The sequence below is a fragment of the Paenibacillus sp. S29 genome (assembly GCF_049319765.1).
Taxonomy (GTDB): domain Bacteria; phylum Bacillota; class Bacilli; order Paenibacillales; family Paenibacillaceae; genus Paenibacillus; species Paenibacillus polymyxa_B.
Map to the genome: position 1 here is coordinate 157564 of NZ_JBMOUI010000011.1, position 16971 is coordinate 174534.

The window sequence follows — 16971 nt, forward strand, 5'->3', positions numbered from 1 at the left end:
AACGCCTCACTTTCCTGTTTCTTTTACTAACCGAAAACGGCCTTCTGTAGTATCTCGGCTGTTAGGTCCTGTAAAGACGGCAAATTCACCGCTGTCACTGTCAAAGCTCAAATCTGCATGATGATAACGCAGCTGAGGCTCGGTCAATACAAATTTCACTTCCCGGCTTTCGCCTGGGGTAAGCAGGACTTTGCAGAAATCTTTCAGTTCTTTCATTGGGCGAACCGTATCACCGCTGATATCACGAATATAGAACTGGACGGTTTCCTCGACTGGACGCGTTCCTGTGTTCGTTACCTGCACTTTAACGGTCAGTTCCTGACCGGGAGTAAGAGTGTCGCCGGAAAGCTGTACGCTGTCATAGGCTACATTGGTGTAGCTCAGTCCATAGCCGAACGGGAATAAAGGTTCGTTCGGTACGTCTAGGTATTGGGACACGTAGCGTTCTTTTGTATTCGGATCTAACTGCGGGCGTCCTGTATTAAAATGATTGTAATACACGGGCACCTGCCCGACCGATTGTGGGAATGACATGGTCAGACGACCCGTAGGTTCGGCATCACCGTATAACAAATCGGCAATTGCTGCGCCGCCTTCGCCACCAGGGAACCAGGCTTCCAGTACAGCGTCTGCTTCTTCAATGACGCCGTGCAGATCCAATGGACGACCATTAAACAGTACGGCTACCATAGGCTTGTTCAGCGTCTTCAGGCGCTTCACCAGTTCCAACTGGGCTTGTGGCAAGCGAATATTGGAACGGCTGCCTGCTTCACCACTCATATCCGAGCGCTCTCCAAGCGCCAACACGATAACCTCTGCTTGGCTGGCAGCTTGCAGAGCTTCTGTATATTGCTCCTCAGTCATATCGTCGATAGAGCAACCTGCCGCAACCGTGAGCAACGAGGAGGATATTTTCGATTGGAACCCGTCAACAACACGAATGGCTTCCTCTTGTGAACCGCTCCACGACCAAGAACCTAGGATATCACCGCTCTCTGCAAAAGGTCCGATCAATGCAATACGTTGATTGCGATTCAATGGAAGAACGGAATCATTTTTGAGCAGTACGCATGATTTAATAGCTAATTCTTTGGCAACTGTGCGATGAGCGTCGCAGAACACAACTTCACGTTCACGCTCAGGGTCTGCGCCGCGTAGTGGGTTTTCGAACAAGCCCAGCTTTTGCTTGAGCTTCAATATACGCATCACTGCTTCATCAATGAGCGCTTCATCCAGCTGTCCGCTGCGAACCAGCTCAGGCAGATGCCCGTTATAGCAGGAGGTCATCATTTCGATATCTACGCCAGCCAGCAGTGCTTTCTTCGCGGCCTCGCGCTCATCCTCGGCGATGCCGTGGGGGATAAGCTCCTTGATGGCGGCCCAATCCGAGATGAGTACACCATCAAATCCCCATTCATCACGAAGCAAATCACGCATCAGGCGCTTATTGCCCGTTGCAGCTACGCCTTCTACGGTATTGAAGGACGTCATCACCATTTCGCAGCCTTCATCTAAAGCAGCTTTGTAGGAGGGGAGATAATACTCTCGCAGCTGCCATGCGGATACATCAACAGTATTGTAATCCCGTCCGCCTTCGCCAGCTCCATATGCGGCAAAATGCTTCACGCATGCGGCCACCCGGTCGGTATCGTTCGTCAGATCTTTACCCTGAAACCCCCGCACAAACGCACGAGCAAATTCGCTGTTGAGGTAAGGATCTTCCCCTGTAGATTCCATCACACGGCCCCAGCGCGGGTCACGCACCAGATCGACCATAGGGGCGAATGTGACGTGAACACCGGATACAGCCGCTTCTCGGGCGGCAATGGTAGCGCTCTCTTCTGCCAGCTGCATATCCCATGAGCAACCAATAGCCAGCGGTATAGGGAAAATCGTTTTGAAGCCGTGTACAATATCTGCCATAATTAAAAGCGGAATACCCAGACGGTTTTTACTCAAATGAGCCTGCTGAACACGAATCGCTTCTTTAGCCCCTGCGAGGCCAAGCACGGAACCGACGTTATGGACATTTTTTTCTGTGATGCCGAGAGAAGCCATAGGACCGGTAATTTGACTATCTGTTCCCGCTTCTTCAAAGAAGGCACCTACAAGCTGTAGCAGTTGATCGACTTTTTCTTCAAGCGTCATGTTTTCTAAATAGGAATTCAGGTGTTGTTCCATCATAATCCTCCATAAGCTGTATTGTTGGTGGACAGCTCTCTTTTTCAGATTCATGAGATTTTTTGGATAAAGATGATTCAAAAAAGTGCTGAACAGGCTAATAGCTAGTATAGAAGCATAATATTCTGTCGTATTATTAATCGAAACGTTTCTATTGTTGAACTCAGTTGGATTATATACGCTTTCAAATGGAGAGTCAAATCCAATTCACCGGGTTCTTATAGGCTAAATAGCGTAATAAAGATGATAAAAACGAAAAAAAGTCAGGATTCCGAACAAACAAAAAATAATATTGCTATTGAATACGGTTTCAATTTGTTCTATAATGACTATCGAAACGTTTCTATTGACGGGTATGGTCCTTGTGCTTTGAACATAAGTGTTATAGCGGTATGCTTTAATCGCTATGTATTTACATGCATCAGGATTTTGCAAAATTCGATTCCAATCAATTATTGTATTTTTGCAAAATCCTCGTATTTGAATCCGTTATCATATTGCATGATCGGTAAACCGATCATCTCGGGAGGAATTCGTATGATGAAAAGAACGTTGGGGATCATTTTGGCAAGTACCTTATTACTGGGGGGCGCGCTGGCAGGCTGCTCGTCCAAGGATGATTCGTCTGGCAAAGATGCGAATGGCAAGACGACCATCACCATGTGGGGCATGGGAGCAGAAGGAAAACTGCTGCCTGAAATTGTAAAAGATTTTGAGAAAGAAAATCCAGATATTCACGTTGATGTACAGGCGTTGCCTTGGGATAACGCTCACGATAAGCTGCTGACAGCCGTTGCTTCAAAATCCGGTCCGGACGTGGTTCAGTTAGGTACATCATGGGTTCCCGAACTTGCGTCTGCGGGTGCATTGACGGATATTACCCCTTATATCAGCAAGTATCCTGAACTGGAATCGAAGAATTTCTTCGAGGGTGCTGTAGGTACGACAAAATTTGAAGGGAAACCAGTCGGTGTGCCTTGGTACACTGAAACGAGAGTTTTGTTCTATCGTTCTGACCTACTGAAACAAGTCGGATATAATGAAGCACCTAAAACGTGGGAAGAGCTTTCCGATGCTGCTCAAAAGCTGGCGGCTCGGGGCAAAGGCAAATATGGCATCTCCTTTAGTGCAAAGGAGCAGTCTATGGGCTTTATGTTTGCTCTCCAGAACGGTTCCAAGCTGGTTGACGAGCAGGGCAATCCGCTGTTCAATCAACCACCGTTTGTGGATGCTGTGAAGTATGTGAATACCTTTTTCCAAAATGGCTCTAACGCAGTGGATATTGGAATTGATTCCGTTCAAGGTTTGCAAGGCGAGGGTATCGTTCCAATGTTTATCAGCGGTCCCTTCATGATTAAAGAAATCAAGAGCAAGGCACCAGAATTGGAAGGTAAGTGGAATATAGCGGAGCTTCCTGGCAAAGTAAACAACCTGTCCGTTTTGGGTGGAGCCAACCTTTCAATTATGAAATTCAGCAAGCACCCAGAGGAGTCGGCCAAATTCCTGGCTTACATGAGCAAACCAGAAACACAGCTGAAATGGATGGATCTGTCCAGTAACTTGCCTGCAACTACTAAATCGTGGGAAGATGCCAAACTGAAGAGTGATCCGATGCTTCGGACGATTCGCAAACAGTTGGATCATTCCGCAGCATTGCCGCAACTGGCCGCATGGGAAGAGGTTTCTCAACAATTCATCAAGAGCTTCGAACGTATTTACCGCGGTCATGCCGATGTACAGAAGGAAATGGATGACTTTAATCAGCAGGCTGCAAGTATAATGAAAAAATAATGATCCATATCCGTCATTGTCAAAGGGAGTGAAGGCATGAAAGGAAGCTCGCAGAAGCTTGCGCCATACTTGTTTATCGGTCCCTCCATCATCCTGTTAACGCTGTTTTCGTTGTTGCCGATACTACTGGCGCTCGTGATCAGCTTCACGGATATGGATCTGTCCGGACTCGTTAATTATGAAAGTATTCGCTTTATAGGATTGGAAAATTACACGAACGTGCTTTTGGACCCTTCCTTTTTGAAGTCCATTGGTAATACGTTGTTCTTTGTCATCATTGGTGTTCCGTTGGTGCTGATATTTTCGCTCAGCATCGCGATCCTGATTAACATGGGTAAATCACGTGCTTTCAAAGTATTCCGCGTCGTGTTCTATCTGCCGTCCGTAACGAATGTGGTTGCAGTCGCAGTGGTTTGGAGCTATCTGTATAATCCGACGCTTGGATTATTCAACTACGTACTTGGTCTGATGAATTTAGGTCCCGTCCCATGGCTGACCGATCCAACAGTAGCGAAAATTTCGCTGATTGTGTTAGCGGTTTGGCGGGGCATCGGCTTAAACATGATTATTTTTATTGCGGCTATTAAAGGGATTCCGGGCTCTTATTATGAAGCGGCACAGCTTGACGGGGCCAATACATGGCAGCAAATTCGTTATATTACGCTTCCGCAGCTTCGTTACGCTATTTTCTTCGTGTCCATCACGACGATGATCGGCTGGCTGCAATTTTTCGAGGAACCTTTTGTCATGACCAAAGGGAAACCGCTGGACGGCACGCTGACGGCATCCTTGTTTATTTACAATAACGGCTTCCAATTTAGTAAATTCGGGTATGCCGCGGCGGGATCGTTCATTCTGTTCTTCGCGATCATCGCGGTAACGCTGATTCAGTTCCGTTTGCAAAATAAAGCGGAGTCCTGATAGAGAGAGGTGATGAACGTGAAAACAGCTGTTCAGCAAGCCCGCGCCAATACGCGCAGTGGTGAAAAAACATTTCAATGGTTCGTGGCGATTCTCCTGACCGTGGGAGGTCTGTTGATGGTGCTGCCTTTTGCGTGGATGATTCTATCCTCCTTTAAGACAGAGGGGGAGGTAACCAAAATTCCTCCGACCATCTGGCCGCAGCATTTTACACTGGATAATTTTAAATTACTATTCGATAGCATGGCTTTTGGAACCTATCTGACGAATACGCTGATTATTGTTTTAGCTTCCTTCTTCGGATTATTTCTGAATGCCATGGCAGGTTATGGCTTTGCCAAATTCCAATTTAAAGGCAAAGGGTTTCTGTTCTATTTGGTACTGGCAACGATGATGATTCCAGGTCAAGTGACGATGATTCCCGTCTATTTGATCCTGAACCAGATGGGGTTGACCAATTCGATGCTAGGGATTGTCCTGCCTGGATTGGTAGGTGCGTTCGCGATCTTCCTGTTCCGGCAGTTCATGTCCGATATCCCGGAAGAACTGCTAGAGGCGACACGCCTCGATGGAGCAGGGGAGTTCCGTACTTTTCTGCAAATCGTATTGCCTATCTCGACACCGATTCTAGCAGTACAGGCCATTTTAACCTTTATCGGCGGATGGAACAGCTTTCTGTGGCCGCTCATTATTGCGAATGATGAGAAGCTGTACACCTTGTCCGTTGGACTGTCACTGCTCAAGGGGCAGAACGAAAGTCAATTTGCCCTACAAATGGCAGGCTCGACCTTTATGGTCGTTCCGATCATGATTATCTTCATTGTTTTCCAAAAGTATATTATCGAGAACTATACGATTTCGGGGATTAAGTAGTAGTGTAATACGCAAAATGATAAAAACACAAAACGGAGAACTTCTTAGTTTAAGTCAAAGAAGTTCTCCGTTTTTTGTGTTTTTGTTTTATAGAAAAATAGGAAATCCAGACTAGTTGACATTCATTCTTAAAAGCTGCATCAGGTTTTGTTTATATATGAGAACGGGAGAAGAAAGATTTAGAATACAGATTGCGTGTTACGAAGGTGAATAAAAGTTACGACCTCCAGAATCATTAGGGTATGCATTACATTAACAAAGACCAGTTTTTTTTAGCAAAGCGAATTATACTTTTATTATATTTAATTGAATATATTTCAAAAATAATATGTTAACAAATTTTATACAATTTTTTTAAAAAAAGTATAGAAATGCAATGAAAAACTGACTATATTGGAAAAGAAATAACAAAATATAAAAAATGAGGTGAATCAAATTGTTCGATCCTATTAACCAAGCAGCTGAAGGTAGTGTTTCTCCTATGACTTGCGTTTTTTGTGATACACGTGATCGTTGTGTAGGTTGTGATGCTACTGATTGGTTTTGTAGCAAAGAAAGTGGTCATTGGTGTACTAATAATGATAGCGATTAATTGAAGTAAAACTCGCAGCGATAGGACTTTCAAACACAGATAGTCAATTAGGAGGTCTGGGAACTAATCTTCTTGGACTTCCTCTTATTTTGTTAACTTTGAAAGGATGATTACTAGTGATTAGTGCTCCATTTGAAAAAAATCCCGTCAAAATCATAGAACAAAATGAAAAGTTATACTTATACAATATAAAAACAAATGGGCTTTTTCAGATTGATGATGTCGTAGTAGATATATGTAATAGCGAAGGTAAGGAAATTGAAGAAATATATGAATTACTTAAGCATCGTTCTAGTAGAGAAGAGGTAGATAGGCTATTAGCCAGTCTGGAGGAAGCATCGGTTATATATAATAAAGATTTGTCTATTCAAAAGGAATGTAAAAGTTGCAATGATGAGCAAGTAAGTCTATCATCTATAATCCTTATGCTGGTTCAAGAGTGTAATCTAAGATGCTCTTACTGTTATGGAGGAGACGGAGAATATAATGACCGAGGACGGATGGACACAGAGACCGCATTAAAAGCAGTTGATTATCTGTTTAATCATTCTGGCGAAGAAGAAGAACTGAATATTTGCTTTTTTGGAGGGGAGCCACTTCTGAACATTGAAGTTATTAAAGAAGTTGTAGCCTACACTAAGCTAAAACAAGAAAAATCAAATAAACGTGTTACATATAGTATGACAACGAACGGCACCTTGATTTCCAAAGAAATTGAAAACTTCTTATTAGATCATCATATTTCTATTCAGATAAGTCTAGATGGTGATCAAATGACGCACGATTTCAATCGATATTATCAGAACAGAAAAGGTACCTATGAAATCATTTTAAATAGAACAGAAAGTTTAAGAAAAAAAGGTGTCATAACAGCAAGAGCTACGATTTCACCAGTACAATTGGATATAACACATACACTTACACATTTAATGGGGATTGGTATCCGCCATGTTGCGATGTATCCTGCAGTCGAGATGCTTAGTGAGGAAGACTTTGAGAAGTATGCAAAGGAATTCACCAAATTGGTTGTTCATTTTGAATCTTTGCTTCAAGCTAAAAAATATGGGGAAGCACGTCAAATATCGAACATTCTAAAATACTTGAAGATGATTCATTCTTCTTCTAAGCGAGATTATTTTTGTGGAGCGGTCTCGCATATGCTTGCCGTTGATGTGCATGGTAATCTTTATCCTTGTCAACGATTTGTTAATGAAAAGGATTATTCTTTAGGGAATGTAAGGGAAGGGATGGATGTAAGAAAGAAGAGTGGCATGCTTAGTGAGATGCGTTTAGAGAAGAGAACTGTATGCGGAGAATGTTGGGCTAAGAATCTATGTGGTGGAGGTTGTCCTCAAGAAAATATGGTGCTTAGTGGTTCGATTAATGAGCCAGTGGATAAATACTGTAACTTTACTCGTAGTGCAATAATGGATTGTATGGAATTGTATTTACGATTAACTAAAGAAGACAAGAAAAACCTGTTCTCTGCTAAGCGGCAGCGAGAGCAACTATTGGAGGATGTCTCATTTGACAATTGATATTCAAGCTTTAAGTAAGTCATATGGTTCTCACCAAGTACTTAACGAGCTTCATTTCCACATTGATAATGGTATTTTCGGACTGCTCGGAGACAATGGGGCGGGTAAGACCACTTTAATGAAAATTCTTGCCACTTTACTTAGATTCGACCGAGGGGAAGTTGAAATATTCGGACATTCTTTGAAAAAAGAACCTGATGCTATTCGTTCCTTACTAGGGTATTTGCCACAACATTTCGATTTTTTTCCAAATGTAACGATTATGGAATCTATGCACTATTTTGCAGCTTTAAAAGGTATTCAAGGTAAGCGTCATATTCAAGAGGAGACATCTCAGCGATTAATTGAGGTGGGACTTATCGATCAAGTTCATAAAAAAATAAAACAGCTGTCTGGGGGAATGAAGCAGCGCTTAGGAATTGCCCAAGCTATGTTAGGACAACCTAAGTTGTTAATTGTTGATGAGCCGACGGTTGGACTGGACCCCAAAGAAAGAATTGCTTTTCGAAACTTGCTTCAGAATTATGGAGAAGAGCGGATTATATTGTTATCTACTCATATTGTTCCTGACGTTTCGAGCACATGTGACAAACTACTCGTTTTAAAAGAAGGCCGTTGTCTGTATCAAGGGGCTATAGACGATATGATTCGAACTGTCGAGGGTAAAGTATGGTTGGTTGATGTTGGCAAGCATCAATTGGAACAATTAAGCCAACAAGCTCGAATCACCTCCATTGTGCGGAAGGAAGGAAGAATTCAGGCTCGATTATTGTGTAACTACCCTCCAGATTGTTGTACAGAAGTCACACCTGAAACGGCTAATCTTGAGGATGCGTATTTATACATTTCCGATCCGGAGGAGAGTTAGCAGAATGGGACAAGTAATCAGAGCCCTAGTTCGATTTGAAGTTTTGCTTATGAAGAAAAGTGTAGTGTTTTTTATAGCACTAACGTTCTCTTGTTTTTTAATTCCTTTATTTTTATATCTAGGAGCAGGGAATAAGAATAACGAGTTATGGATATTTTTGCATCATGGACAAATGTTCTTTACCATATTACTAATGCCGTTAATGTATTCTGTTCTTTATGATGGCGAGAAGCAAAAAATGATCTCTTCTGTTATAATGCCTAAATTGCTTAAAGGAGCCCAATATTTTTATTGTAAGAGTTTTGTATTATGGGGAGTGGTTTGCTTATTTCAATTTGTCGCTTTAGCTATGATTTGTGTAGTTCAATGGTCGACTCATGGTAAGGCTCCATTCTTGATACTGCTTCATCTAACAGTAGCAGGTTTAGCAACTATGGGATATTCTGTTCAAATTACTGTCATATTGAACTTGCTCTTACGTAAACAACTGTATGTAAACATTGTAATGCTCGTTTACCTTTTAATCAGTATTACTATCAACTTTCCCTACATTTCAATCTGGTTTAACCCAGATTGGATTATTTCCAATTTCTTCACACAGTCGTTTGCTTTTGGTAGAATATTCCTATTTTTGTTTATGTGGGTATTGATGAAAGTCAGTAATCATCTATGGATGGCGAGGGTACAAGAATGAATGGAATTATAGTTCGTTTCTGGCTACAGCTTTTACTTCGAAGAGAACAAGCAGTAACCTTGCTCGTTTCCTTTAGTGTGGTTATTTTATTCAATTTAATAATGAATGAAGGTATTGCAATAACTTATAGTGTTAACTTGTTATTTGTAGCTTTTTTTTCTTTACAGATTGCGAGTATACATAATCGTAATCATACAGAGCCGTATATATATATTTCCGTCTTTCCTAATTACCGTTTAATCACTTACCAGCTTTATGTTTCTTTAATTCTTTCGTTTCCTCTCTTGCTCATGATGATAGGACTTTTATGGAAATCATTCGCTGATGTATCATTATGGAATTTGGTTATCATTGTGTTTTTTTCTAGTGTTTTTTCGTCGATGTTGGGTCTCTTGTTAGGGCAGGTAGTAAAGCATTATGGGTTGGCCTTCACTTTTCTCATTGCTTTTTACCTTCCTATAGGTTTAGTTTCCTGGTCTTTTAATGAAAAGTTACGTTACATATCTCCTGTAGTGAATATATTCAACCCCTATATGATCAACTGGCGAAATCTCTTTGGACTCTTAGGCTGTAGTTTATTATTTTATGGATTAGGCACATTGTTATCCAGTCGGCGCGGAGGGGGCAAAAAGTCTATAATCCCTTGGATTAGTACGGTCCTTGCTTGTAGTATACTGATTGGCGTATGGGGATATGAGAGGCTATTTAATGAGAATCTACAGACTTCGTCGTTTCAAAAAATAACTGTGGGACAAACACAAGTAGAGTATAAGGGGATTAGTTCGTATCAGGCGAGGCAATTTGCCACCCTCTTTGAAACGCTGTATCAAGTGGCTAAGAAAAAGGAGACACACCCGGTTCGCTATACCCTGGAAATCACCCGAATACACTCCATGTCATCGTTCGAGCCGAAAATAATAGTGCAAAATCATAATAAACTTCAAATCAATATTTATTCAAATAAGCTTTTAGAGTTTAATTTCGGAATGGATTGGGCGAGTAAGTGGATTGATTACATTTTGCCCCAATCGACCCACTTATCCAATGAGCAAGTTGACGCTTTTAAACACCTCAAAAATGACATTATTATGGAAGTTAGAAAGAAAAATCCCGAAAATGTCTATACAATTCATGGGGAATGAGAGCTAAAATAGCGAGGTTTCATGAAGAACGAATAATAGTAGATAAAAAGAAAGGGATGGGATGCATGGAACGTGAGGCAGAACATTTGAATTTCAGAGCTATATTTCATTCATTCCAATATTGGCCGAAGTTAACTAAGTTATTATGGAGTACAGAACCTATCTACTTTATTATCATTATTTTTGGCTATCTACTAAAAGGAATACTCCCGATTGCTAACCTTCTTTCCATACAGTATTTGGTTTCTGAATTAGAGACTAGCACGGTATGGCATAAGCTTCAAATAAGTGCAGTGTTCCCTGTAATTATCGTGATGTTTTCTAGTTTGCTTATTTCAAGTTTAATTGAATATTCTGATAAATTATTTCAAATTTCACTGATAAATAAATTACAAACATTAATAGTATCACAAACATCAACATTTAACCTTGCGGATTTTGAAAGTCCGCAAGTACATAATCAGCTCAAAAGAGTACAAAACGACTCAATAGATAGACCTATTCAGATCTATAAAGAACTCATTAATTTGTTAAGTTCCATGGTTACGTTATGCTCTAGTATTGCCATTTTAATAGCATTCAGATGGTGGATTTTACTGATTCTTGTTGTTTCCCCCCTAGCATCTTTTTATTCTTTATTGAGGTTCACACAAATTCAATATGTAGCCAAGAAAAAACGGGCTCCTTTACAACGTAAATCCAGGTATATTAATTACTTATTGACTAATGAGAAGTCTTTTAAAGAAATCGTATTGTATCAACTTAGTGACTACTTTACAGCAAAATATAAGGACATTTTTGATGTTTTCTACAAAGAGGATAAGTATTTAGCCAAAAAACGTATTGCGTTATATTTGTCTTTTCAAGTAATAAGTACATTATTTATAGCCATTGCTTTGATTATGATTATACAAATAGCTTGGAAAGAAGTATTTCTCGTTGGCAGTATTTATGCATTAGTTCAAGCAGTATTATTAGCTAATCAAAATATTAACACAGTATCTCAAGGATTGATTTCATTGTGTGATCATAATCTGTATCTAGATGAATTATTCGCTTTTTTTAACATAAAACATAAACAAGACAGTTCTAGTATGTTGCTAAGAGAATCAGGTATACAAGCTGATTCGACGATAGAATGCATAGAATTTAAAAATGTTTCATTTGCCTACCCAGATCAAAAAGAATTGGCTCTCAGAGATATAAGTTTTAAAATGAAGCGTGGTGAATCTCTTGCTCTAGTGGGCAGGAATGGATCAGGGAAAACAACAGTGATAAAACTTTTAATGGGATTATATGAAGATTTTAAAGGGGATATTTTAATTAATTCTATCTCGATTCGAAATTATCATAAAGAAGTACTTTATAAAAAAATAGGTGTTATATTTCAAGATTTTGTTCAATTCGATTTTTCAGTAAGAGAAAATATAGGTTTTGGTAGTATAGAACATCTTGAATTTGATACTAGGATATGGAAATCGGCACAACATACAGGAGTAGATAAGGTAATACGAGATTTGCCTAATCAATTAGAACAACAGCTAGGAAGAAACTTTGAAGGGGGTATACAGCTTTCAGGAGGGCAGTGGCAAAAGATAGCTATATCGAGAGCGCTCTTCAAAGATGCTGACGTTTACGTATTAGATGAGCCTAGTTCATTTCTTGATCCAGAATCAGAAAAACAAGTATTTCGCCAATTTCAAAATTTTGTTATTGATAGGCTTTGCCTCTACATTTCTCATCGTTATACCTCTGTTCTATATGCAGGTAAAATTTTAGTTCTGGATAAGGGGCAGATTATAGAAGAAGGAACTCACCAAGAACTAATTGAAAGTCGAGGGCTTTACTATGATTTATTTTCTGATGAAATTAATACATTCCAGGAAGCGCTAGTTACTAATGATACACGCTAACTGTGTATAGGGATTCTGGCATATATTTGGACTGTGAACAGTATTGTTTTTTACCTAAAGAACTAGACTAAGTAGAATATACAAGTCATAGTCACAAGAACGACAGCGGAGCTTCTCTTTGGAAGAGGGGCTCCGCTTTTTTGCTTTACATGGATATATTTATATATGAGTTAGACAATATTGATGGGATAATGTACGAAGTTTTCTTTTCAGTCTATAGATTCGAGTCGTTGTAGCCGTAACCGAAATATTATATTTGACAGCGAGGAAGGGTACAGGCCGCGTATTTTGCAGTCTGATCGGGCTATTATGTGTATAGTACAATTAGGAGGGTGCTTTCAGACGAACGCTATCGTTCAAAGAAGCACCTCCGTTTACTCTAATGGAAATATGATCAGCAGGTATTCACTCAATAAGTTTGTTTATAAAACGAAACACTTAGAAATACGTGACCAATTGCTTATCGTTTATTCTGAATGTTAATAATTATATTAAGTATTTAATAATAATATTGACTATGATGAATATGGTGTGTTATATTAAAACCGTAAATAAAACGGCATCTTAGTCTTGGTGGTACACGGATTTTATTTTCGCATTCAGAGAGGATGGTTTAGGTGGCAGCAGCTGTAAAAGCAAAGATGATTGTAGACAAATCTTTTCGTATTGCTGAAGTCGATAAACGCATTTATGGCTCTTTTGTAGAGCATCTCGGGCGTGCCGTATATGGTGGCATTTACGAGCCTACTCATTCAACCAGTGATGAAAGCGGTTTCCGAAATGATGTTAAAGAGTTGGTAAAACAGCTTGATGTTCCTATTATACGCTATCCGGGAGGCAATTTTGTATCCGGTTACAATTGGGAGGACGGTGTTGGCCCTGTCGCGTCCAGACCTAGACAGTTGGAGCTGGCGTGGAGAACGGTCGAGCCGAATGAAGTGGGTACGAATGAATTTTTCAAGTGGGCCAAGGATGTAGGTTCCGAAGTCATGATGGCGGTTAATCTGGGTACGCGCGGAATTGATGCTGCGCGTAATCTGGTGGAATATTGCAATCACACAGGCGGCTCCTACTGGAGTGATCTACGTCGTAGTCACGGTGTAGAGCAACCACATAAGATTAAAACCTGGTGTCTTGGTAACGAGATGGATGGCCCATGGCAGATTGGTCACAAGACAGCAGAAGAATATGGCCGTCTGGCTGTTGAATCTGCAAAAGCCATGAAGCTGATTGATCCTGACATTGAGCTTGTATCTTGTGGTAGCTCCAGTTCCACAATGCCGACGTTCCCAGAATGGGAAGCAACCACACTGGATCATACCTATGAGGTAGCAGACTATATTTCCTTGCACCAATACTACGGCAATCATGACAATGATACGGCTAATTACCTGGCACGCTCTATGGATATGGATCATTTTATTCATACGGTCATTTCGACTTGTGACTATATCAAAGCAAAGAAACGCAGCAAGAAAAAAATGATGCTCAGCTTTGACGAATGGAACGTATGGTACCACTCCAATGATGCGGACAAAAAAATTGATCCGTGGTCTGTGGCACCGCCGCAGCTTGAGGATATCTATAACTTTGAGGATGCATTGTTGGTAGGCAGTATGTTGATTACGTTCCTGCGCCACGCGGATCGTGTGAAAATGGCTTGCCTCGCCCAACTGGTTAACGTTATTGCGCCGATCATGACCGAGAATAACGGAAAGGCGTGGAAACAAACGATTTTCTATCCGTATTTGCATGCCTCCCGTTATGGTCGTGGCATATCGCTGATGCCTGTTGTGGATTCGGAAAAATACGATTCCAAGGACTTCACAGACATTCCTTATCTGGACAGCGCTGTAGTTTATGATGAAGAGGGAGACGCACTGACTGTCTTTGCAGTGAACCGTCATTTGTCTGAATCGCTGGAGCTGACAGTAGATGTACGCAGTTTTGAAGGCTACCGCATTGTCGAGCATACTGTATTGGAGCATGATGATCTTAAAGCGACCAACAGTCCAGCTGGTGAAAAAGTTACGCCTCACAACGGCGGCAATGCTAAGCTTGAAGACGGAATTGTAAAAGCTCATTTGGGCAAAGCATCGTGGAACGTTATCCGTCTCGCTAAGTCTCATTAATTCTCTTCTGTAAAAGGTACAGCTTCGACTGTATCTAAATAAGCTCGCATCCTCTCTTGTAAGAGTATTACAAGAGCGGCAATGCGAGCTTTTTGCGTAAAATGAGCCATTTGTCCCTCCATAGATATAGGTTTCTAAGAGAAGGGTGGATTTTAAATAAATATTATGTTTATTACTAAATTTAACTAGACAAAGATGATCCTTATTCACTAAGTGCTCGTACTCCGTACATTTTTATGAAGTTAATTAGACCCAGTGCCATACTTCCCAGGTGAAAAAAGACCCTATTATATCGTTGTCAACGTACTGATATCTGAAATGCAGGGTGTGCAATCCGACTTAAATCCACGTTATACTTTAAAAGACAGTCTATTTAAATCCAAATGGTGGTTGTAGTATTTCGAGAAAGGAATGATCTGTATGAGTCAAACAGACGAATATCGTTTTCAAGTGAACTTGGGCGGTATGATTGATATTTTGGCCAATCATTTATATAGCAGTCCGCGAGTGTTTATACGTGAGGCTCTGCAAAATGCAACAGATGCGATCACGGCTCGCAAGGAGCTGCGGAAGGTTGCTGCTGAAAGTAATGTATTACAAGAAGACAAGGCCCTTGAAGATACAGCTTCTGAGAGTAACGACTATGAAGGTAAAGTCATCGTGGAGTTATCTGGTTCCGGGGAGCATCAGGTATTGATGATTCAGGATAACGGCATTGGATTGTCAGAAGAAGACATTCACCGTTTTTTGTCGATCATCGGTCAGTCTTCCAAGAAGGGAGCCGATTTGCTGGCTTCTGAGACTTCGTTTATCGGACGCTTTGGGATTGGGTTACTATCCTGCTTTATGGTGAGCGATGAAATTGTAGTGCTGACCCGCTCGGTGAAGGAAGGCATCTCCATGGAATGGAGAGGGAAGCCGGATGGGACGTATACGATTCGTCGATTGGAAACCGAGCTGCCTGTAGGGACACAAATTTATTTGCGCTGCAAGCCGGGAAGTGAGTTTTATTATGAGCCAGCGCAGGTGGAGGAGTCTCTATTCTATTATGGGGCGTTGCTGCCGTATCCGGTCATGCTGTCTGTAGATGGGGAGACCAAACGGGTCAATCTTCCGTCGACGAGCTGGATGCAGGACCCAGATCAATTACGGAGTCGCCGTAGTGAGGTACTGGATTTAGGCTATCGCCTGATGGGCGAGCGCTTCAGTGATTTTATACCGTTGCGGACGACATCGGGCAGAACAGGCGGGATTGCATTCATTTTGCCTCGCAGTGTTAATCTGAACAGCAAGCGGCTGCATCGGGTGTACCTGAAGCATATGCTGGTGTCGGACAAGGCGGAAAATGTTTTGCCGGAATGGGCATTCTTCATTAAAAGCCTGATTTGGACAGATGAATTGCAACCAACGGCATCACGTGAGTATTTTTATGAAAATGAGCAGCTTGACGATGTTCGTTCTGAACTGGGAACCTGTATTCGGGAAGAACTGCTACGCATGGCGCAGTATGAGCCAGACCGCTTGCAGCACTGGATTCGTTTGCATGAGCTGTCCATGAAGGCGCTCGCCGTGGAGGATGATGAATTTTTGCGGATAATGTACCGTTGGTTTTCCTTCGAAAGTACATTTGGGCGGCGTGAGCTGAAAGAACTGATCCAAGAGGCGGACGGACGTCCACTGCATTACACATCGACAGTAGATGAGTATCGTCAGATTACGCATGTGGCGGCGGCGCAATCCATGTTGGTGATCAATGGCGGCTATATTTATGATTCAGACATTTTGGAAAGGCTGCATTGGATTGACCCTAACCTGCAAACAGAGCGTCTTAGCCCTGAGGAAGTATCTCTTTCATTTACCGGGCTAACGCAGGAAGAACGCGAGAGTTATTACGGTGTGCTACGTGTCATGGATGCTGCTTTGCAGCCGATGCGTTGCCGCGCTGAGTTGAAGCGTTTTGAGCCTGCGAGTTTGCCAGTGTTGTATACCATTTCTCAGGATGCCCTGACCTTGCGCTCTATGGAAAACACGGTTGAGGAGACAACCTCACTTTTTTCCAATGTGCTTGATAGTCTGAAAGCAGGAGTTCAGCAAAATTCGGGCTATTCCACCTTATACTTTAATCTGAACAACCCGGTGGTGGCGCGGATTCTTGAAGCTACCGATACGCAGATGGTCACGGCAGCTACAGAAATGATGTATGTGAATGCGCTTATGATGGGGCACTACCCGATGAACCGTAGTGAGTTGGGACTGATGAATCGGAGTGTGCTGCATTTTATCAATTGGGGATTAGGGAACGGACAAAATGCGTAATTGCGTAATT

General features: G+C 41.5%; 11 protein-coding genes. 10 read left to right on the top strand and 1 reads right to left on the bottom strand.

All coding sequences use genetic code 11. The features are described from left to right. Positions 1-6: 6 nt before the first annotated feature. A complete protein-coding gene (gene bglX, locus ACL9RM_RS18840; protein WP_235308313.1) occupies positions 7-2181 on the bottom strand; it encodes a beta-glucosidase BglX in 2175 nt (724 codons plus the stop codon). 537 nt (positions 2182-2718) lie between these two features. On the opposite strand from bglX, the gene ACL9RM_RS18845 reads away from it, so the two are divergent. The 10 genes from ACL9RM_RS18845 (at position 2719) to ACL9RM_RS18890 (ending at position 16961) form a co-directional block, all read left to right on the top strand. Next, positions 2719-3972 (top strand): extracellular solute-binding protein, encoded by a 1254-nt coding sequence (locus ACL9RM_RS18845; RefSeq protein WP_061830775.1) that lies wholly within the window; start codon positions 2719-2721, stop codon positions 3970-3972. A gap of 36 nt (positions 3973-4008) precedes the next feature. Beyond that, positions 4009-4893 carry a carbohydrate ABC transporter permease gene (locus tag ACL9RM_RS18850; protein WP_061830707.1) on the top strand — a complete coding sequence of 295 codons (885 nt, stop codon included), beginning with the start codon at positions 4009-4011 and terminating at the stop codon, positions 4891-4893. Positions 4894-4911: 18 nt separating this feature from the next. Then, the gene (locus ACL9RM_RS18855) at positions 4912-5766 is read left to right on the top strand and encodes a carbohydrate ABC transporter permease (protein ID WP_023986622.1); all 855 of its coding nucleotides are present in this window, start codon (positions 4912-4914) and stop codon (positions 5764-5766) included. Between the two features lie 708 nt (positions 5767-6474). Continuing rightward, positions 6475-7896: a PapB family radical SAM/SPASM ranthipeptide maturase gene (papB, locus tag ACL9RM_RS18860; RefSeq protein ID WP_250267223.1), complete on the top strand. Its 1422-nt coding sequence runs from the start codon at positions 6475-6477 to the stop codon at positions 7894-7896. Then, entirely contained in the window at positions 7877-8764 is an 888-nt protein-coding gene (locus tag ACL9RM_RS18865; protein WP_250267224.1) for an ABC transporter ATP-binding protein, read from the top strand. The genes papB and ACL9RM_RS18865 overlap by 20 nt, the downstream gene beginning before the upstream one ends. Positions 8765-8768: 4 nt before the next feature. Further along, positions 8769-9458, top strand: a complete 690-nt coding sequence (locus ACL9RM_RS18870; protein WP_250267225.1) for an ABC transporter permease — start codon at positions 8769-8771, stop codon at positions 9456-9458. Continuing rightward, positions 9455-10600 (top strand): opsin family protein, encoded by a 1146-nt coding sequence (locus ACL9RM_RS18875; protein WP_250267226.1) that lies wholly within the window; start codon positions 9455-9457, stop codon positions 10598-10600. The genes ACL9RM_RS18870 and ACL9RM_RS18875 overlap by 4 nt, the downstream gene beginning before the upstream one ends. Before the next feature lie 65 nt (positions 10601-10665). Next, entirely contained in the window at positions 10666-12513 is a 1848-nt protein-coding gene (locus tag ACL9RM_RS18880) for an ABC transporter ATP-binding protein (protein ID WP_414126441.1), read from the top strand. Between the two features lie 617 nt (positions 12514-13130). Continuing rightward, on the top strand, positions 13131-14645 hold the full coding sequence (locus tag ACL9RM_RS18885) for an alpha-N-arabinofuranosidase (protein ID WP_023986630.1): 1515 nt from the start codon (positions 13131-13133) through the stop codon (positions 14643-14645). Between the two features lie 420 nt (positions 14646-15065). Further along, positions 15066-16961 carry an HSP90 family protein gene (locus tag ACL9RM_RS18890; RefSeq protein ID WP_250267228.1) on the top strand — a complete coding sequence of 632 codons (1896 nt, stop codon included), beginning with the start codon at positions 15066-15068 and terminating at the stop codon, positions 16959-16961. Positions 16962-16971: the final 10 nt, after the last annotated feature.

Excerpts from the sequence above, each read along its gene's own strand:
- bglX (WP_235308313.1), bottom strand. The coding sequence starts at position 2,181 with ATGGAACAACACCTGAATTCCTATTTAGAAAACATGACGCTTGAAGAA.
- ACL9RM_RS18845 (WP_061830775.1), top strand. The coding sequence starts at position 2,719 with ATGATGAAAAGAACGTTGGGGATCATTTTGGCAAGTACCTTATTACTG.
- ACL9RM_RS18865 (WP_250267224.1), top strand. The coding sequence starts at position 7,877 with ATGTCTCATTTGACAATTGATATTCAAGCTTTAAGTAAGTCATATGGT.
- ACL9RM_RS18870 (WP_250267225.1), top strand. The coding sequence starts at position 8,769 with ATGGGACAAGTAATCAGAGCCCTAGTTCGATTTGAAGTTTTGCTTATG.
- ACL9RM_RS18890 (WP_250267228.1), top strand. The coding sequence starts at position 15,066 with ATGAGTCAAACAGACGAATATCGTTTTCAAGTGAACTTGGGCGGTATG.
- ACL9RM_RS18880 (WP_414126441.1), top strand. The coding sequence starts at position 10,666 with ATGGAACGTGAGGCAGAACATTTGAATTTCAGAGCTATATTTCATTCA.
- ACL9RM_RS18875 (WP_250267226.1), top strand. The coding sequence starts at position 9,455 with ATGAATGGAATTATAGTTCGTTTCTGGCTACAGCTTTTACTTCGAAGA.
- ACL9RM_RS18850 (WP_061830707.1), top strand. The coding sequence starts at position 4,009 with ATGAAAGGAAGCTCGCAGAAGCTTGCGCCATACTTGTTTATCGGTCCC.